Below are 19,750 nucleotides of genomic sequence, written 5' to 3'. Positions count from 1 at the left end.
GTGGGCCCCTCCCAGCATTCGACGGGCGGATCGAACCTCTGAATCATCCGGCGCTGTCGCCCGAACCGCAACCGCTGGGCGCGGGGCGCACGGCGATGACAGTGCCGTCCACTTCCGGTGACAGCCTGCGACCGTCGACCGAGACGTCGAAGCCGCCGGGCCGGATCTCGACGTCGATGGTGTGACCGCGATGGCCGAGGCCACTCAGCGTGATGTTGCCAGCGGCAACAGGCTGCGGACGGATGTGGAGCGAGCCGTCAGGATTGGGCTGGATGCCGGCCAGGCCGGTGAGGATGGCCTCGGCGCCGGTGAGCCCGGCGATGATGTTGACGCGGCGGCCGGACGCGGGCGCGCCAGGTCTGTCGGAGTAATGGTCCTGCGGGAAGTACGGATAATGGTCGCCCATCCAGAACAGCCGGCGCAGGACGTCCCAGGCCAGCTCGGGACGACCGTGCTGCCAGAGCGTCAGCGCGAGTTGGGGCGCCTCGCCGGTGTACGCGCCGGCGCCCGACCAGTCGATGTCGGCGGTCTCGTAGTGCAGCTCGTCCTCGGCGCTGACACTGCTGACGCCGTACTCGCCGAGGAACGCGCCGGGTCGAAGGTGGCTGATCAGAGCGTCCGCGACTTCCGGCGGACAGTCGCCGGATCGCAGTACGTCGAACGCCTGCACGGAGTACGCGAGCTCGGTGTGACCGTCTGGATAGCGGCTGCGGAACCACCCGGCCCGGGGATCCCACAGCTGCCGGAACACCTCTTCCCGGATCTGGCGGGCCGAGCGCCGGAGCTCGTCGGACGGCAGCGCGGCCCCGGTGAGGTCGGAGAGCTCGGCGAGCGTCTCGAGGGTCCACGCGCGTTCCGCGTTGGGGCTGGCGACGACGTGTTCCCAGCCGGATCCGCGCATCTCCAGGAGATTGCTCTGGTCGCCGTAGTCCCGCAGTACGCCGGTTCGGTCGTCGGGCCGGAATCGCTTGTCGAGGGCGATGAGTACGTCGTACAGCCGGGCGATCAGCGCTGGATCGAGGCGGCGTTCGGCCGCGGCCGCCCGGGTCAGCGCGACGAGCGCCCAGCCGCTGTACGCGTAGGCGACGCCGAGGCCGGTGCCGTCCGGGGCGATCGCGTAGCGGTCGGTGAGGTCGGCATCGAGGAACGACTCGATGATGTCGAGGACGCTGTCGCCGAGCATCAGGCTCAGGAGGTTCGGGGCGTACCCGCCGGTGTCCCAGGCGTACGCGCACAGGGCGCCGCCGTCGAGGCCGGACGTTGCGATGAACGGCTGGGTGACGAAGCCGGGATGATCCCACCAGCAGACGAGTCCATTGGCGAGCGAGCGGCGGTAGTACTGCTCGAGCCCTGGGATGTCCGAGGTGAGGACCGGGACATTGCTGAGTGCGCGGGCGCGAGCGTCGTCAGCCACGGTCGCGTCCTGCACCTGGAGGACGAAGGTTGCTTCGCCGTTCGCCTCGAGGACCTTGGTCAGGCCGTCGTGATTGAGAGTCACCGGCTCCCCGGTGCCTGGACCGGGTGGAACCCAACCCCAGCTCGCGAGCGGGACGTCGTGGGCCTGGGTCGGCGCCAGGTCGGGACGCAGGGTGATGTCGTGGTGATTGGCCGAGCGGTTGCGGATCTTGATCGTGAGGACGTACCCGGGGGAGCCGTGGCCCGGGACGAGGGTCGACTCGACGGCCAGTGACGTCAGACCGTCGGAGTAGTGATGGTAGGTGCCACGACGGACGATCCGATCAGGGCGCCAGGTGCCGCCCGCAGGAAGCAGGCCGCGATTGCCGGCGCCGGGCCGAGCCGCGTCGACGAGGCGGTGCCCGTCGACGTCGAACGAGACGGTCAAAGTGCTGTCCGGCGCGGCGAGCGGGGGAGCGAACCAGCCGCCGACCCCACACACCGTCCCGGGCAGTTGGCGGACCGTGCCGGTGCCGCTGCCGACCCAGATCTCGGCCGGGGGGACAGCGCGGCGCAGGTCGAAGGCGAAGTCGTCGAGGGCGTACGGCGGCATGGGCGGCCTTCCTGGCTGCGACCTGATGGGACGGAACGACGGAATCGACGGAACCGGACGGAATCGACCGGCGGGCGTGCCGGACCGGTCCCGGCAGGTGATCCCGGCCTGCGTAGGACCGGTCCAACACGGGTTTGCCGATCGTGGCACGAAGACGACGATCGGCGCAATGCTTCGTACTGAAACCGATTGCAGGCTGGGTGTTGACGGCGTACCGGAGCACTGTTACGTTCCGGTGCACCAGCCGTTGGACCAGTCCAACGGACCGAATGTGAAGGACGGCCGGATGGCGAAGCTGACGATCCGCGACATCGCCGCGCTGTCCGGTCTGTCGAAGTCCACCGTCTCGCTGGTGCTGAACAACAGCCCGAAGGTCGACCCGGCAACCCGGCGGCACGTCCTCGCGGTGATGCGCCGGCACCGGTATGTGCCGAGTTTCGCCGCCACCGCGCTGGCCAAGGGGAGCACCCGCCTGATCGGCATGGTCGTGCCCGGCCTGTCCTGGCACATGGTTGCCTCGATCAACATCGGGGTGGCCGCGGTGACCGAGCGGAGCGGGTTCGACATCATCCTCTACACGGCGACCAACGACCGCGACTACGGTTCGCTGATCGACCGGATCCTGACCTCGAGCATGGCCTCCGGGCTGCTGGTGGTCAGTCACGAGCAGCCGCTCGAGCCGCTCGTGCAGCTGCACGAGGAAGGCCTGCCGGTCGTCCTGGTGAACACCATCGACGCCGACGTGGCGCTGCCGTCGGTCACCGCCGACAACTACGACGGCGCGCTGACGGCGATGGACCATCTGCTCCAGCTCGGCCACGAGCGGATCGCCTGTGTGCAAGGGCGGATGACGTACCGCTGCTGCCAGGACCGCTACCGCGGGTACCTGGACGCGCTCCGGGCGGCCGGCATCCAGCCGGATCCGGAGCTCACCAAGCCCGGCGACTTCCTGCCCGAGCAGATCCGCTCGCGGTCGCACGAACTGTTCGCGCTGCCGGCCGGCGAGCGGCCCACCGCGGTGTTCGCGCACTCCGACGTGACGGCGTACGCCGTGATGACCGCGGCCGCCGAAGCCGGGCTGCGGGTGCCGGAGGACGTCTCGGTGATCGGCTTCGACGACATCGAATCGGCGGCGCAGATCCGGCCGCCGTTGACCACCATCCAGCAACCGTTCATCGACATGGGCAAGCGGGCGGCGGAGCTGCTGCTGTCCGAGATCGGCCCTCGCGACCCCGATGACGAGGAGCCGGGGGAGGCGGTCGACGTCGTGCCGCCGGCCGCCGAGCTGCCTCGTCTGGTGATGCCGACCAGCCTGATCGTCCGGGCGAGTTGCGGGCCGGCGCCCGTGACCCGGTCCCCGCGCGGACGCTCGCAGACGACCAAGGCCTGATCCTCCGGATCGAGGTCCCGCCCGACCCGCTGACACGCCACGTACGACAGCGCCCCAGGCCTGACGCCGACGGGCGGTGCTGTCGCGCGCCCTCCGGAAGGACATCCTCCAGTGTTCAGAAGACTGGCCACCGGTGCGACCCTTGCCCTCATCGCCTCGGTCATCGCCACCGTGGCGATCCAGACCACGGCCCGTGCCGACGCGACGCCGTACGAGGTCCTCCCGACCGATGCCGTCGCCGGCTTCTCCGAGTTCAAGAGTCTCCCCACCGACGCGACCCGGCAGGTCGACATCGCCGGCAACCCCGACTTCACCAAGGCCCTCGAGATCACCGTCCCGAGCGCGCCCCAGAGCCCCGGGCTGGACGGCGAGTACGAGATCACCCTCGGCGTACCCGCGGCCGCCACGGTCACCGAAGGCGACGCGCTGGTGGCGACTGTGTGGGCCCGGGTAATCACGCCGACGCCTGGCGCGACCACCGGGAACGCTCACCTGGTCTTCGAAACCGACGGCTCGCCGTACAAGAAGTCCCTCAACGCGGCGCTGCTCTACGGCACGGAGTGGAAGAAGTTCGAGTTCCCCTTCCGCGCCGCCGCGACGTACACCGCGGGGACGAGCACGGCCGCGCACCTGAACCTCTGGCTCGGGTACGGCACGCAGAAGTTCCAGATCGCCGGCGTCTCGGTGCGGGACCTCGGACCGGGCAACCCGGCCGGCTATCCGCAGGTGACGTACGACGGGCGCGATCCGGACGCGGCCTGGCGTACCGCGGCCGATGCCCGGATCGACCAGTACCGCAAGGGGAACCTGTCGGTCTCGGTCGTCGACCCGGCCGGGAACCCGGTCAGTGGTGCGACTGTGTCCGCCGTCGAGCAGACGAGCGCGTTCAAGTTCGGCGCCGCGTCCGACGGCGCCCGGCTGATCGGTGATCCGTCCGGCGGGATCAGCGGGACGGACCTCGCGCAGTACCAGTCGAAGTACTCGACGCTGTTCAACCAAGGAGCCCTGGGCAACAATCTGAAGTGGAACCACTGGGAGAACCCGACCGAGCGCGAGACGGTCACCCTGCCGGCACTGCAGTGGATGCGGGAGCACGGGCTGCGGATCCGCGGCCACAACCTGATCTGGCCGTCGTGGGGACTGATGCAGCCCGACGTCGTCAACCTGCAGAACGATCCGGACGCGTTACGCGCGCGGATCAACACCCACATCACCGACGAGGCATCGACGCTGGCCGGCATCGTCGACGAGTGGGACGTCGTGAACGAGCCGTACTCCGAACACAACGTCCAGGACATCCTCGGCCCGAACGAGATCGCCAACTGGTTCCGGCTCGCGCACGCGGCCGACCCGAACGCGAAGCTCGCCCTCAACGACTACGGCCTGGTCGAGAACAACGGCTGGGAGAAGCGTCACCGCGACGAGGTGTACAACCTCGTACAGTCGCTCAAGTCTTCGGGTGCGCCGATCGACACGGTCGGTTTCGAGAGCCACTTCAACGGACTCCAGCTCACCTCGCCGGACGACCTGATGACGATCGTCGACCAGTTCGCCGGCCTCGGTGTGAACGTCGCGGTCACCGAGTTCGACGTGGACACCGACGACCAGCAACTGCAGGCGGACTACACGCGCGACTTCATGACCGCGATGTTCTCCAACCCGAACGTCAACCAGATCAGCAACTTCGGCATCTGGTCCAAGAACATCTACAACCCGCGCGTCGCGCTCTACAACGATGACTGGTCACCCAAGCCGAACGCCTTGGCGTGGGAGGACCTGATCAATCACCAATGGCACACCAGCGTCTCAGGCCAGACGAGCGCCGCCGGTACCTTCGGTACCCGCGGCTTCCTCGGTGACTATCTGGTGACGGTCACCGTGAACGGCATCTCGAAGCAGGTCAAGATCGCCATGCCGACCACGGCCGGCGCATCGGTCAAGGTGATCGCCGACGGCATCGCCACTACCGTCCGCACCAACCAGCCGAACCCGATCGGCGACGGCGGCTTCGAGACCGGCATCCGCGGCTGGACGTCCCTCGGCACCGGCCCGTCGACCGCCGCGAACGCGCACAGCGGCCACACCGCTCTCGCCCTGGGCCCAGGCTCCGGCGTCACGCAGAACGTCACCGGTCTCACCCCGGGCACCAGCTACCTCTTGTCCGGCTGGGGTCGCCTGAACGGCGTCGGCACCCAGTGCTACGTCGGCGTTCGCGGCGGCGCCACCGCTGGTACGCCGACCTTCCAATACGAGCTCACGTACGCCGACGAGCGCGCGTACACGCAGAAGCTGGCCGCCTTCACTCCACCGGCCGGGACGAAGTGGGTCCAGGCGTTCGCCTGGTCGAACCCCAGCGCAAGCTCGCCCGAGTGCACCCTGGACGACCTGGCCATCACGCCGACGGACGGTACGCCGCCACCCGCGCAGGGCCCGCCCGCAATCACGCCGTACCTGCCCACACCGTCTGTGCTGGCGAACGGGACGCTGGAGAACCAGTCGAACACCACCGGCTGGTACTGCCTCGGCACCTGCACGCTGAGGAACGCGTCGACGACTCCGCACACCGGCGCTGGTGACCTGTCGGCGGCTGGGCGAGAGGCGGCTTGGGCCGGTCCGGCGCAAGGAGTGTCGGTCGTGAACGGTGGGCTGTACGACTCGTCCGCCTGGGTGCGACTCGCATCCGGCTCGGCGGATACCGCGATGGTGAGTCTGAAGCTGACCACGTCAACTGGTTCGACCACGCTGAGACTCGGCTCGGCGCCTGTCACCTCCACCGGCTGGACGCAGATCACGGCATCCAACACAGCGGTGTCGTGGACCGGGACGCTGACCAAGGCAGAGTGGTGGGTCAGCACGACCACGGGTGCCGGAGACCTGCTGGTCGACGACGCCTCGTTCGCACCGCTCGCCAAGACCGTTGCCGGCGGGACCGGTCCGGCGGAGACGGCGTTCAACCCGGTGCAGCCCACCGCCGCCTGCGTCGTACACAACTCCGACTCCTACACCGCGTACTTCGGCTACTCGAACGCCAACAGCTACTACATCCCGATCCCGGTCGGCGCCGACAACGCGTTCAGCCCCGGACCGTCGGATCGCGGCCAGACCGTCTCGTTCCTGCCCTTCCAGCGCCCGCGCCGCGTCGCGGTGACCTGGGACGGCAGTCCACTCACCTGGCGGCTCGGATCCCTGTCCCAGACCGCGTCGTCGGCCTCGCCGGCCTGCAGCTAAGTCACTGGAGGAATTCTCATGTCATCACCCATCTCACGGCGGACACTGCTCCGGGGTGCGGCCGGCCTGGCCGGCGCGGGCGCACTCGCCGGCTGCTCCTCGGGCAACGACGCTCAGGGGTCGAAGGCCAAGACCACCATCACCTACTGGGACTGGTACGCCAGCCAGGCCGGCTGGGTCGACAACGAGATCAAGTTGTTCCAGCAGGCTCACCCGGAGATCGCCGTCAAGAAGACCACGCAGGTCAGCGACAAGTACGCCGACCTCGTGTCGCTCGCATACCGGAGCAACAACCCGCCGGACATCCTGATGGTGCCGAAGAGCCCGCAGGTCAGCCAGCAGGTGTCACAGGACTGGCTGATGCCGGTGGACAAGTGGGCGACGAAGTCCTGGCAGTCGCGCTTCCCGGAGAGCAGCTTCGTCGAGGGAGTGGACGTCTTCGGCAGCAAGGTCTACACCGCGCCGTTCGCGGCCCCGGCGCCGTCGCTGCAGCTGTACGTTCACCACGGCGTGTTCAAGGACGCCGGGCTGACGAACGACGACGGCAGTCCGAAGCTGCCGAAGACGTGGGACGACCTCACCGCCGCGGCGGAGGCGATCGCCTCGAAGAGCGGCGGGAAGGTCGCGCCGTTCGGCTTCGGCAACTCGACCAACACCACCCTGGCCTGGTGGCTGGATCTGTTCGTCCGGGGCGCCGGCTCGCCAGGTGGCGCCTCGGTCGGCGGGATCGACGGGATGGACTACCGGGTCGGGCACTGGACGTTCGGCAGCGATCGCAACTACCTCGACGTGATCAACCTCCTGATGGAGTGGAAGAACAAGAACTGGTTCTACCCGAACTCGATGAGCATCTCCGACGAGCAGGCGCGTGCGTTCTTCGAGCGCGGCCGGTTCGGGATGACAGTCGGGGGAGTGTGGAACCAGCCGGAGTGGAGCCAGCACAAGTTCACCGAGTACAGCCTGGTGACGCTGCCGAGCCCTGACGCGACTCCGAAGGCGTTGTTCTACGGGCCTCCCGGCGGCCGGTTCGTTGCCGTCTCGTCGAAGACACCGCATGCCGACGAGGCGTGGGCCTGGTTCGACTGGCTGTACAGCCCGGATGCGGGCAAGCGCTGGGTCGAGCAGGGCCAGGGCCTGTCGGTGTACGCGAAGAACAACGACCCGAAGAGCGTCACCTTCGCACCGTTCTCGCAGTACGTCGCGATGTCGGGCGCGGCCGTGGTCGGGCCGCAGCCTGCCATCCGCAACCCGAAGGTGTCGGCGGTTCAGCTACCCGCGGTGAAGCCGGACATCAACGACGTGCTGGCCGGCGTCTACACGGGGCAGCTGAAGGATCCGCAGGGCGCGCTGACCGAGCTCGAGGGCAAGATGAACCAGGCCCTCGGCGACGCGATCAAGAAGGCGCCGGGAGTGAGCGCGAAGGACTTCGCCTTCGCTGACTGGGATCTCACCAAGGCCTACACGACGAAGCCGGGCGCCTGATGGTGCTGACCGCCGTACGGCCGGACGTGACCGCTACCGGGCCGCCACCAGCGGCGGCCCGGCGGCGGGCGCGTCGCCGTACCTATCTCTGGTCGTACGTGTACCTGGCGCCGATGATGGCGCTGCTGCTCGCGTTCGTCGTGTATCCGATCGTCGCGTCGCTCGGCTACACGTTCTACAAGTGGGACGGGATCGGCGATCCGTCGAACTTCGTCGGGCTGGCCAACTTCCGCCAGATCGTCCACGACAGCATCTTCTGGCGGTCCCTCGGCCACACCTTCGTGTACGCCGCCTTCGTCGTCCCCGTCCAGCTCGTGCTGGCGTTGGCGCTCGCGCTGGTGCTGAACAACAAGCGGCTGCGGTTCGCGTCGTTCTACCGGACGCTGTTCTTCCTGCCGGTGGTGACGTCTGCTGCGGTGATCGGCGTCGTGATCCAGCTGCTGGTGTCGAACTTCGGCGACTCGATCAACACGCTGCTGCTCAACCTGCACCTCATCTATCAGCACATCGACTGGCTGGGGGATCCGCACTTCGCGATGGCGATCATCATCCTGGTCGGGATCTGGCACACGTTCGGCTACAACCTCGTGTACTTCCTGGCCGGGCTGCAGACCATCCCCGACGAGCTGTACGAGGCCGCACGGCTGGACGGCGCCGGGCGGTTCGCGATGTTCCGGTACATCACGATCCCGATGCTGCGCGCGGTGGGCGTGGTGATCGTGATCCTGGCGGTGATCGGCACGTTCCAGATCTTCGACCTGGTGCAGGTGCTGACCAGCGGCGGCCCGTACTTCGCCACGGAGGTCGTGAACACCTACATCTACCACCTGGCGTTCGGCGGCAGTAATGCCAACGCGGTCCAGCCGGACATCGGTCTGGCCTCCGCGGCGTCGTTCATCTACGGCCTGCTGCTGATCGGCTTCTCAGTCGTCCAGGTCCTCGTCCTGCGGTCTCTCGCACGTCGGCGGGGTGCCTCATGACGCGGCGGCGGGTGGTGACCGTGATGACCCATGTGGCGTTGCTGGTCAGCGGACTGGCCTGGCTGTACCCGTTGTTCTGGGCGCTCGGATCGTCGCTGAAGAGCGACGACGACTTCTTCGTCGACGGGCTGAATCCGATGCCCTCGCACTTCCTCTGGGCGAACTACCTGGACGCGTGGCAGGAGGCGTCGTTCGGCCGGTACTTCATGAACACAATACTGCTCACCCTAGGCACAGTAGTGATCACTTTAGTAGTCACGTCCTGCGCGGGCTACGTACTTGCCCGTACACGCTTCCCGGGCCGTGGGTTCTGCCTCGGGCTGGTGTCGGCGACGCTGTTCCTGCCGCACGGCTACACGATCATTCCGGTGTTCGACCTGATGCAGCGGGTGCATCTGCTGAACAGCCTGTGGTCCGTGATCATCGTGCAGGCGTCCGGGGGAGTGGTGTTCGGGACGTTCCTGTTCATGGGCTACTTCATGGCGATCGACAAAGAGCTCGAGGACGCCGCGCAGGTCGACGGGGCGAACTTCCACCAGACGTTCGTCCGGATCATGCTGCCGCTGTCCGGGCCGATGCTGGCCACGGTCGGCCTGTTCACCGCGATCACCGCGTGGAACAGCTTCTTCATCCCGCTGGTGTTCACGCTCGGCCGGCCCGAACTGCGCACGCTCGCGATCGGCATGTACGCGTTCATCGGCGAGAACTCCACGGAATGGACGCTGCTGTGCGCCGGCACGGTCATCACGCTCGCCCCGATCATCCTGCTCTTCGTGCTCCTGCAGCGCTTCTTCGTCAACGGTCTGGCCGGTGCGGTCAAGCAATAGGAGGTCCTGAATGCCAGTGCGAACGGCAATCGCCGGAACCGGAAACCGTGCCCAGCTGTTCACCGAAGGCCTGGCCAAGCGGGACGCGTACGAGGTCGTCGCGTTGTGCGACCCGAACTCGGTCCGGATGGCCTTCCACAACCGCATGCTGCTCGCGGCCGGGCGGCATACCGCGCATCAATGGCCGCCCGGGCGGTTCGAGGAGATGCTGCGGGTCGAGCGGATCGAGCTGCTGATCGTCACCAGCGTGGATGCGACCCACGACCGGTACATCGAGGCCGCGCTGCGGGCCGGCGTGCGGGTGATCAGCGAGAAGCCGATGACGACCGATGCCGCGAAGGCGACGAGCATCCTGGCGGCGGTTCGCGAGACGGGCGGGTCGTTGTCGGTTGCGTACAACTATCGGTTCAACCCGGTGCATCGGCGGGTGCGATCGTTGCTGGCGGAGGGTGCGATCGGGGACATCCACTCGGTCCACTTCGAGTGGATGCTCGATGTGTCGCACGGCGCGGACTACTTCCGTCGCTGGCATCGCGACAAGGCGAACTCCGGCGGCCTGATGGTGCACAAGGCCAGCCATCACTTCGATCTCGTGAACTGGTGGCTGGGCGCGGAGCCGCGGATCGTCTACGCGCAAGGGCAACTCGCCTTCTACGGGCCTGGGCATGCGCACGGCTATGCACGTCCCTACGACCGCGTCGACGGATCGGCTGCCGCCGCTGACGATCCGTTCACCTTGCACCTGGCAGACAACGCGACGCTCCGCGAGCTGTACCTGGATGCCGAGGGGGAGGACGGGTACTACCGGGATCGCAACGTCTTCGCGCCGGGAGTGACGATCGAGGACGACATGGCCGTGCTGGTCTCGTACGACACCGGGGCGACGATGACGTACCACCTGACGGCGTACTCACCCGCCGAGGGCTACCGGGTGATGTTCAACGGATCGCGCGGCCGGCTCGAACTGAATGTCGAAGAGTCGACATTTACCGCACCCAATCAACGGGTCGAATCGGCCAAAGGCTGGGTCCACGGCGACCTGGCCGCACCGGCCGCGGGACGGACGACGATCACCCTGCGCCCACTCTGGGAACCCCCGGTCGACCACACCGTCGCCCACGACCACGCCGGCCACGGCGGTGCTGACGCCCGCGTCCTCGCGGCCCTACTCGACGACGAACCAACCGAGGGAGCCGACATCGCCGACGCCCGCCAGGCCGCCCTGGCCCTCGTCACAGGCCTGGCCGCCAACCACTCCTTCACCACAGGTTCGCCCGTCAGAACGACCGACATACTCACCATCTAACGTACAGAAAACTGATCATGCCGAGCGGGTGATTGATCAGAATGCTGTTCACGGGCAGGTCTCTTGGTAGGTACGGTCGGGGAAGTTCTGCGTCCATTCCGCCAGAGTGAGGTTGCGCCCGGCCATCGCGCAGGCTTGAGCCAGGATCTGTGTGGTGGTGGTCTTCCAGTGATAGGCCTTGCCGTCGTACGCCGGGATGCTCACGTCCTCGCTGCCTTCGGTGAAGATCGGCGCCACCGGGATTGCGTCCGTCGCGGTTGCGACGGTCAGCAGGATGTCGAGCGTTCGCGTGTTCCAGAGTGTGACGGTTCCGTCGGCGGCACCTGCGACGAGACGAGTGCCGTCGGGGGAGAAGCGAACGCTCGTGCCCTCCGATTTCCGGCCGACACTGGGTGCGAACTTCAGCACGCCGGAGCGGACGTCGATTGTGAAGACGCCACCGCTGCCGGTGCCCGCGATGAGTTGCCCGTCCGGCGAGAACGCGGCTGCGTTGACAGTCGTAGACAGCTCGCCTTGCCTGACGACCTTGCCGTCCGCCGCTCGGATGATGCGCCAGAACATCGTCGCGCCGCTTCTGCCCTCCTGGAACAGCACGGCAGCCTCGCCGTCCGGTGATGCCGCGGTGCAGCAATCGGGGACGAACTGCAGTGTCGCGCCTTGCGGGTTCATCGCCGCGTCGAAGTAATAGGTGCCCGAATCCTTCCCGGTGACGATGCGGTTGCCATGGTCGATGTAGCCGACCGACAGCACCTCTGCTTGCTCGGTCGTCTGCAGCACCTTGCCGGTGGATGCGTCGACAACGACGACGGTGCGTAGGTCATGGACGGCGAGACGGTTCCCGTCCGGATGCCAGGATGCCGGCGCTTGGCCTTCACCCAGAAGCTCCAGCCCCAGGCGAGCAGGCGGTGTCATCCGGCCGCTGTGCGACTCCGAGAAGCTCACCCAGGAGGTGCCGCCCTCGTTCCACAGATACGCGGTCCGCTTCCCGTTGCCGGAGGCAAGGATGTGGAGATAGTGACGGGGCGGCGCGGCCTGGGTCCAGGCCAGATACCGTTGCCGGCCGGCGAGATCGTAGGCACGGAGCATGCCGCTGTCGCCGGCGGTGTAGAGCGTTCGCAGGTCCGGACCGAACGCGACTGCCCACGAAACCTCCACCGTGCGGAACCGGTGGAGCGCGTGACCGGTGGCGATCTCCCAGACGACCACCTCGCCGCCGAAGTGCGCCGTCGCCAGCAGTTTGCCGTCGGCCGAGAACGCGGCTGCGCGCGGCGGATCCGCGGTGCTCCGGAACTCCCTGATGGTCTGCCCGGTGTGCGCGTCGACGACCGTGGTCAGAGTTCGGTCGGTTCGGACGGGCCCGGGATGCACATAGGCGATCCGTCGGCCGTCCGTGGAGACCTCGACGATGGGTAGGCCGATGGTGGAGTCGACGATCGGGCCGCCGACAAGATCGGAACGCTGCCATTTCTGCGTGCCGGTCGGCACGTCGATCGCCGTCAACGGCCAGGGTTTGTAGATGGTCTGGCCGTCGGGGCTGATCGCCGCCCGCTGTGGCCCCTCACCCAACGCCACCCGCCGTGGCTGCCGATCGAGTGCATCGACATCCCACACGAGAGCGAATCCAGGGACTGCCCCCCAATCGCCGGTGGCCGACTGCGCCGCAACGACGAGATAGCGCCCGTCTGCGCTGAAGGCCAGGCTCTTGAGGCGTACGGCGGTCTTCGGCGCGGCGGGCTGTACCGTCAGAGGTTTCAGGCTGTCGGCGTTGAACAGCCGGATCGGCCACGCCGGGTCGATCGCGGTACCGTCGTGCGTTCCGGAGATCGCGGCGATCAGGCGGCCATCGGGGCTGAACCGCGGCGTGGTGACGATCTCCGCGGCCTCGGCGACCGGGGCGAACCGGTACGAATGGAGCACCGCGCCCGACGCGGCGTCGTACAGGTGGAAGGTCGCCCTGTTGTCGCCGGACACGAGCCGACCGCCGTGAGGAGAGACGTCCAGGTTCGAGGTCCGGCCGAAAGGCGCAGCGATGGACCGGATCAACAGCGGGTATTTGCCGATCGCAGCAACCAGGTTGGCGCGGGTCTCCGGCGCGTCGTCGAGCCGGACGCCTTGGGCGGCGAGCAGGAGCGCACTGCTCATCTCCTCGGTGAGGAACGCTTGGCCGCCGACCTTGCGGGCGAGCTCGTGGGTGGCGGCTTGTTCGGCCCGATCGGCCTGGCGGACAGCGGCGAGGCCGGCGATCAGCGTGCCGGCCAGGAGAACCGCACCAGTTGCCAGGGCTGCGCGTAGCCGGCGGTTGACGCGTACCTGCAGCCGGGCCCGCCTCTCGGCGGCGTGGAGATCGCGCTCCGACAGCTGCGTACTTGCGGCGAGGAAGTCTGTCTCGGTCGCGGTCAGCGTGGGCGTCGTCCGGTCTCGCCAGTCGACAGCCTTGGCGAGGCGCACGCCGCGGTACAACTCGCTCTCGGGCCGGCCGAGGTCGTTCCACGAGTCTGCCGCGATCGCGAGGTGGTGCAGGACACGTTGGCCTTCGAGGTCGTCCTCGAGCCAGCCGCGGAGCCTGGGCCAGGCACGAGCGAGCGACTCATGTGCGATCCCGACGACGCCGGCGTCGCTCGTCAGCAGTCGTGAGGCGACCAGAAGGTCGATCATCGTGTCGTCCTCCGGGCACGTCACGAGGAGGCGGCTGGGTTGCCTGCACGGGATCGGCTCGCCTCGCGGGCCCGGAGTGACGAGGCGGAGCAGCAGATCACGGAGGATCGGTTGTTGCTCAGGCGGAATCCGCTCGTAGACCTCGTCGGCGGATCGGGCAACAGCCCGTTGGATTCCGCCAGAGGCGTTGTAGCCGGCGACTGTGAGCGTGCGGCCCTCGCGACGTTGCCAGGTCTCGCGCAGGGCATGTGCCATCAACGGCAGGGCGCCGGCCTGATCGGTGACTTCGTTGACGAGCAGGTCGACCAGTCCGGGTTCGACAACGAGCGACGCACGCCGGGCGGGCTGCTCGATCGCTGCCCGTAGGTCGTCCTGCCGCATGCCGGACAGCAGGTACAGGCCACGTTCGACGAGTCGCGCGAAGGCCGGATAGTCAGGTACCTCGGACAGCCGGTCGGCGCGGATCGAGATCACCAGCGGTGCCTGGTGGGCCATCAGCGTGGCCAGGAAGGACTCGCGCTCCTCGACCTTCTGGCAGAGCGAGAAGAGTTCTTCGAACTGATCGACGATCAGTACCGGGACCGTCGTACCAGGCATCGCGGCCGCCAGGGCAGCGACCGGATGCGGACCCGGCGTCAGCACCACGACCGGATCGCCGTCGCGGCGCAAGGTGGCGGCCACCCCGGCCCGGACCAGGGACGACTTGCCCGATCCGGAAGGTCCGGCGACGACGAGGACCGAGGTGTCGGACAGCTTGCGCAGGCAGGCGGCGATGTCCTCGTCGCGGCCGAAGAAGGTGTCGGCGTCGCCCACGTCGTACGGCTTCAGTCCTGGATAGGGGCAAACCGGGCTCGGATCCGGCAGGGCGCTGTCCACGAGCAAGGACGGCTCCTGGCGCAGGATCGCCTGTTCGAGTACGTCCACGGCCGAGCTCGCGTCGAGTCCGTATTCGCGGTTCAGTATGGTTCGCAGCCGACGGATCGTCTGTAGCGCCTCGCCCTGACGGCCGGCCTGGTACTGCGCCGTGGCGAGGAGGACCCAGCGGCGTTCTCGCAACGGCGCCTCGGCCACCAATGCTTGTGCCTTGGCAAGCACTGTGTCGTGCTGGCCGGACCGCAGCGCCGCCTCGACGTACAACTCCTCGGCACTGTCTCGCAACTCGATCAGTCGCGAGGCCTCGATGCGGGCGTCGTCCCAGCTGTCGAGCTCCGTCAGCGGACGGCCCCGCCAGAGAGTGAGCGCCTCTGCGAGGACGACAGCCGATCGCTCGGGGTCGCCTGCCGCGAGCAACTCACGAGCCCGGGCCACCGCGCGATCGAATCGTTGGGCGTCGATCTGGTCGAGCGGCAGGACGAGTCGATACCCCAGTGGCAGAGTCTCGATCGTGTGTGTTCCAAGCACCTTGCGGAGGCGGACCACGCATCCCTGCACGACCTTCTGCCAAGACTGGGGCGGCCGCTCGCCCCAGAGCGCATCAGCGAGCTGCTCTGCGCTGACCACCTCCCCGGGGTGCACAGCCAGAGCTGCGACTACCACCCGATCACGTCGCCCGAGAGCGTTCTGGTCCCCCTCGATCGTGAGCGGGCCGAGAACGTCGATGCCCACTTCTCGACTGTCGACCCGTTCCAAGGTGCCGTCAACGGTTCTGTTACCGCGGTGATACCGCCAGGCGGCGCGGCGATACCGGCGTGGGCGAGAACAGAGTCAGCGGGCGTACGGAGTTCCTCAGCCGCAACGAGCGGCACCTCCGGGCCCGAGGACAGGAAGACAGGATCATGAACAAGCGTTTTACAGCAATCGCAGTACTTCCCATCGCGTGCGCCTTCGTGACGGCCGCCCCGGCCCTTGCCGCGTCCGCAGCCGCCGATCGGGAGCCGCCCGAGCCGACACAGCAGGTCGACAGGTGGCCGGACGAGGGAGTTGGATACCCCGGATACACCGATCCCGCCCCGGCACCGACCTCGGTGGTTGACCGAACGAGTGCGCTGCAGACCACCTCTGTCGCAGTGGGGGCCTTGGGGGGTATCGCTCTCGGGGGTGCGGCGCTCGGAGTCACGCTGGTCGTCCAGCGCCGGCGTGATCGGATCACGGCAGACGCTTGAGGCTCAACTCAGTGCGGCGCGGAGGACTGCGTGGGCGCCGTTGATGATGGCTTCTCGGTTGGTCTCGTAGGTCGGGTCAGTGATGGCGGTCTTGTTGGCGGGGTCGAAGGACAGGACCGGGACGTGGAGGTGGCCGGCCGGCATGGACGGGTCGAGGAGGTCGCGTTGGAGGGTGTTGCGGTAGGCAACCTCGTTGGACAGGTAGCCGCCGCCGGTGCCCTCGGAGGCGATGGAGCCCGGTGTGGGGCCGTCGGGTCGGCGTACGGGCTCGGTCTGGCCGGCCGGGATCTCCAGGACCGAGGTGTTCACGCGGGTCCGGAACGGTGTGACGTCCGCCTGCGACATCCGCGCCAGCGGCAGGCTCGACGTCAGGAACTCGGGACCAGGCGGCATGCTGGGGGAGACGACCGGAGCATTGATCGTGCCGCCGCCCCACAGGTTGTTGTTGTCGCCGATCGAGCTGACCGAGCGGCGCCGTCCGTTGAAGACCTCGAGATCGAAGATGCCGACGCGGCCCTGGCTCGCGGTCATGACAAGATCCGCGTGCTGCGGCCCCGGCCGGTAGTGCGGTGCGAGGGCGTTCTCGACCATGCCCTCGTCGAAGTCGGTGTACCGGACCGGGAAGATCGCGGTCTGGATCTCGTAGGTCTTGCCGTTCACCGTCCAGCGCTGTCCGTCGAGCGTCAGCGCGTTCGCGCCGGACGGGTTGCCGATGCGGATGTCCGCGTCCAGCGTGAACGGGTCGAAGCCGGTGACGAGGATCTTGCGGACGCCCGGGGTGAAGCCGGTGCTCGTGATGCCACGCGAGGCGTATTCGAACGACTGGATCAGGCCGGCGCGTTCCGGCGTACCCAGACCGAAGCGTGGCTGCCACTGACGTAGGGCGAACGCCATCGAGATCCGCGCCCAGTACAGACCGCGGTCGTCGGTGGATGGGAGTGCGTCGGCTCCGTGCACGGGATACTGAGCCCGGTACGTCGCTGTGCGCCACAGGATCTCGCCCTGGGCGCGCACGAGGGCTGCCGCCGCCTGACGGCTGGGCACGTGGCACAGGAGATGAGTGAACAGCTCGACCTGCCGGTCGAAACCGGATCGCCGAAGAATCTCGGCCGGCACCGAAGGCCCACCGGCCACGCCGACGTCGAGCCGCTGCTCCTCGACTGTGCCGGCGACCGACTGATCCAGACACCCGGTGGCCGGCGCGGCGTGAACCACCGGTGCGCCGGACAGCACGCCGGCCAGTGCCAGAGCACCGACAAGCAAAGAACGACGAAATGAGCTGGGGCGGAGTCTCATACCGGATGTCTATCAGATCCTCCGCCGGAGGCCGAGAGATTCGAAGAAGATGAGAGTACTGCAGACTGTATGCAATCTGCTACGGTCGAACGACGGCACCCGCCCCGCCGTTCGTGCGTCAGGAGTCCTCCGTTGAACCACCCGCCCCGCACCCCATCCTGTACTCCGTCCCGAACTCCGTCCCGCCGGCAGGTCCTGACCACCGCCGCGACGACCCTCGCAGCGGGAGCGCTGGCCGGCTGCGCAGGCAGCACCTCCGGACCGACCGCCGAGGCCGGCACGCAGGTCCCCAACGCGGCTGCCACCACGACGTTGGTTGCTGATGGCAAGCAGGCGATGGAGCGCCTGATGGCCGGGAATGCACGGTTCGTCGCCGCCCAGGAACAGGACCTGGACGAGGGCATCGCACGCCGTGTGGCGGTGAGCAAAGGACAGCACCCGTTCGCCACGATCCTGGGCTGCGTCGACTCCCGGGTGCCGATCGAGCTCGTCTTCGACCAGGGGCTCGGCGATCTGGTCGTCGTACGAAGCGCCGGTGGTGCGCTGGACCGGTCGGTGACGGGCAGCATCGAGTTCGGCATCGCGGAGTTGCACACGCCCCTGCTGATGGTCCTGGGTCACCAGCGATGCGGCGCGCTGGACGCAACGATCAAGGCCGTCGACGCAGGCCGACGTACCTCGGCCGCAGGCAGCCTCGACTACCTGGTCGACACCCTCGCACCCGCCGTCCGCCAGGTCACCGGCAAACCCGGCGACCGCCTCACCAACGCAGTCCAGGCAAACGTCACCCTGACCCTCACCAAACTCCGCCAGTCACCCGTCATCAGCCCCCTCGAAAAGTCCGGCAAACTGAAGCTCATCGCCGCCTACTACGAACTCGACACCGGCAGAGTCGTCCTGCTCTAGCCGGGCGGCGCTTCGAAGATCTCCTCAGCGCCACGCCCGGTGGGCTCTCGGGGCTTCTTCGGTCTGACTCACCGCAGCAGTACTACCGGCGCGACGGGTCAGTCGATCTGGGTAAGGCGGCCGTCGTCGACGTCGTACATGAAGCCGCCGACGAGGATGTCGTCACCGATGAGCGGATGCTCGCGGACGGCGGCGACGTCGCGGCGGAGGGCCTCGACCTGGTCGGGGATGACCGAGATCGGCAGGTAGCCGGCGGGCTTGCCGGCGGCCTGCTCGACCTTGGCGCGCAGGTCGTCCTCGGACATCGCGGCCATCGCGCAGCGGGTGTGCGGGATGATCATGATCCGGCGTACGCCGAGCAGCTGGACGCCGAGCACCAGCCCGGTCATCGTGATCTCCGTGACCCGTCCGCCGGCGGAGCGCAGTACCTTCGCGTCGCCCGGCTTCAGGCCGAGCATCTCCAGCGGCGGGATGCGGGAGTCCATGCAGGTGACCACACCGATCCCGGCATGGGCGATCCCGTCGAAGCCGCCGTAGTGGAAGTCGGCGACGTACTCCGCGTTGGCGGCGAGCAGATCGTCGAAACCGCCGCTCATCCGACGGCACCTGACACTGGGGTTCCGGTTTGCAGGATCGACATCGAGAACGGCTCCTTTCCACACGAGTCCGGACGGGGAGGATCAGCGACCGCGCTGGTGACCGGCACGATCCACGAGCGGCCGTCCAGGTGCTCGACGGTGACAGTCTCGGGGTCTTCGGTTACGACGCGCAACGCGTCCAGCGAGAGCTCGCCGGTGAGCTCTCGTACTGCGACTTCGGCGGCCTGGCCGCGCTTGGTCCAGGTGGACCGACCGCGCAGCCCGGTCAGAATCGTCTCGCCACGGTCGGCCGCGGCCAGTGCGTCGACCGCCGTCTCGATGGTGAGATGACCGTGCATGGTGCCGGCCGGCAGGTACGTCGCGGTCGGCGCGAAGCGATGCCCGCCGAGATGGTTGGCTTCCCACACGCGGCCCGGTGCCCGCTTCGCGAGTCCTGACACCAGCGGCCGGCCGAGAATCGCGCAGCACTCGTCGCGCTTGCCGTTCGTACAGACGAGCACGACCGGCTCGTCGAGCGCTACGAGCCCCGGGAGCGACTCGATCACATCGGCGCGATCACCACGCCCGACTGCCTCGAGGTCGAGCTCCTCGAGCTCGGACGGATCCGCGACCTGGGCGCCGAGCATCCACGTCCGGCCCGGCACGGTCGAGGCGACGAACACCTGGTGCGCCCGGTCGACCGCGTCCGCGTGCCGCCCGGGGGAGCGGATCAGCCCGAACCGGACGTCGACCTTCTTGCACCGGTCGTCGAACGACCCGCCGAACTCCGCATCGAGATGGCTCTGTGTCGGCGCCTTCGCGCCCCACGGCCCGGGCTGTTCGACGAGGACCCATCCGGTGGCCACGACCGCGGTGCCGGCCATCGGCTCACGCAGTACCCGGCAGTACGTCGAACACAGGCCGGGCCGGGCCGTGGTCAACGGTGCGTCAGGCGCAGGGGTCACACCCTCACCGTACGCGAGGTGAGACAG

At 68.0% G+C, this 19,750-nt stretch carries 12 protein-coding genes; 7 read left to right on the top strand and 5 right to left on the bottom strand.

Annotated elements, in window-relative coordinates:
• Window positions 1-43: 43 nt before the first annotated feature.
• The gene (locus ACIA58_RS25375) at window positions 44-2,008 is read right to left on the bottom strand and encodes an MGH1-like glycoside hydrolase domain-containing protein (RefSeq protein ID WP_396406241.1); all 1,965 of its coding nucleotides are present in this window, start codon (window positions 2,006-2,008) and stop codon (window positions 44-46) included.
• Between the two features lie 169 nt (window positions 2,009-2,177).
• Here ACIA58_RS25375 and ACIA58_RS25370 point away from each other — a divergent pair, with 169 nt between their 5' ends.
• From ACIA58_RS25370 to ACIA58_RS25345, 6 genes are all read left to right on the top strand, one after another.
• Window positions 2,178-3,398, top strand: a complete 1,221-nt coding sequence (locus tag ACIA58_RS25370; protein ID WP_396406240.1) for a LacI family DNA-binding transcriptional regulator — start codon at window positions 2,178-2,180, stop codon at window positions 3,396-3,398.
• Between the two features lie 111 nt (window positions 3,399-3,509).
• The gene (locus ACIA58_RS25365; protein ID WP_396406239.1) at window positions 3,510-6,626 is read left to right on the top strand and encodes an endo-1,4-beta-xylanase; all 3,117 of its coding nucleotides are present in this window, start codon (window positions 3,510-3,512) and stop codon (window positions 6,624-6,626) included.
• A gap of 18 nt (window positions 6,627-6,644) precedes the next feature.
• Window positions 6,645-8,108 (top strand): ABC transporter substrate-binding protein, encoded by a 1,464-nt coding sequence (locus ACIA58_RS25360; protein WP_396406238.1) that lies wholly within the window; start codon window positions 6,645-6,647, stop codon window positions 8,106-8,108.
• A complete protein-coding gene (locus tag ACIA58_RS25355) occupies window positions 8,108-9,088 on the top strand; it encodes a carbohydrate ABC transporter permease (RefSeq protein WP_396406237.1) in 981 nt (326 codons plus the stop codon). Before ACIA58_RS25360 ends, ACIA58_RS25355 begins: the two co-directional genes overlap by 1 nt.
• Window positions 9,085-9,915 carry a carbohydrate ABC transporter permease gene (locus tag ACIA58_RS25350; RefSeq protein WP_396406236.1) on the top strand — a complete coding sequence of 277 codons (831 nt, stop codon included), beginning with the start codon at window positions 9,085-9,087 and terminating at the stop codon, window positions 9,913-9,915. The genes ACIA58_RS25355 and ACIA58_RS25350 overlap by 4 nt, the downstream gene beginning before the upstream one ends.
• 10 nt (window positions 9,916-9,925) lie before the next feature.
• Complete coding sequence (locus tag ACIA58_RS25345) at window positions 9,926-11,221, top strand: Gfo/Idh/MocA family protein (protein WP_396406235.1); 1,296 nt, start codon at window positions 9,926-9,928, stop codon at window positions 11,219-11,221.
• 48 nt (window positions 11,222-11,269) lie between these two features.
• Here ACIA58_RS25345 and ACIA58_RS25340 read toward each other — a convergent pair whose 3' ends face one another.
• On the bottom strand, window positions 11,270-15,481 hold the full coding sequence (locus ACIA58_RS25340) for a BTAD domain-containing putative transcriptional regulator (RefSeq protein WP_396406234.1): 4,212 nt from the start codon (window positions 15,479-15,481) through the stop codon (window positions 11,270-11,272).
• A 500-nt stretch (window positions 15,482-15,981) separates the two neighbouring features.
• A complete protein-coding gene (locus ACIA58_RS25335) occupies window positions 15,982-17,241 on the bottom strand; it encodes a hypothetical protein (RefSeq protein ID WP_396406233.1) in 1,260 nt (419 codons plus the stop codon).
• 165 nt (window positions 17,242-17,406) lie between these two features.
• Between ACIA58_RS25335 and ACIA58_RS25330 the strand changes: the two genes are divergently transcribed.
• On the top strand, window positions 17,407-18,180 hold the full coding sequence (locus tag ACIA58_RS25330) for a carbonic anhydrase (protein WP_396406232.1): 774 nt from the start codon (window positions 17,407-17,409) through the stop codon (window positions 18,178-18,180).
• A 98-nt stretch (window positions 18,181-18,278) separates the two neighbouring features.
• On the opposite strand, the gene ACIA58_RS25325 is transcribed toward ACIA58_RS25330, so the two are convergent.
• Window positions 18,279-18,776 (bottom strand): beta-class carbonic anhydrase, encoded by a 498-nt coding sequence (locus tag ACIA58_RS25325; protein ID WP_396406231.1) that lies wholly within the window; start codon window positions 18,774-18,776, stop codon window positions 18,279-18,281.
• Window positions 18,773-19,723, bottom strand: coding sequence for a sucrase ferredoxin (locus ACIA58_RS25320; RefSeq protein ID WP_396406230.1), 951 nt, complete (start codon window positions 19,721-19,723; stop codon window positions 18,773-18,775). The genes ACIA58_RS25325 and ACIA58_RS25320 overlap by 4 nt, the downstream gene beginning before the upstream one ends.
• Between the last annotated feature and the right edge of the window lie 27 nt (window positions 19,724-19,750).

Origin of the sequence: Kribbella sp. NPDC051586 (assembly GCF_044453965.1) — a bacterium.
GTDB lineage: Bacteria > Actinomycetota > Actinomycetes > Propionibacteriales > Kribbellaceae > Kribbella.
This window is presented reverse-complemented; position numbering and strand designations above follow the sequence as displayed.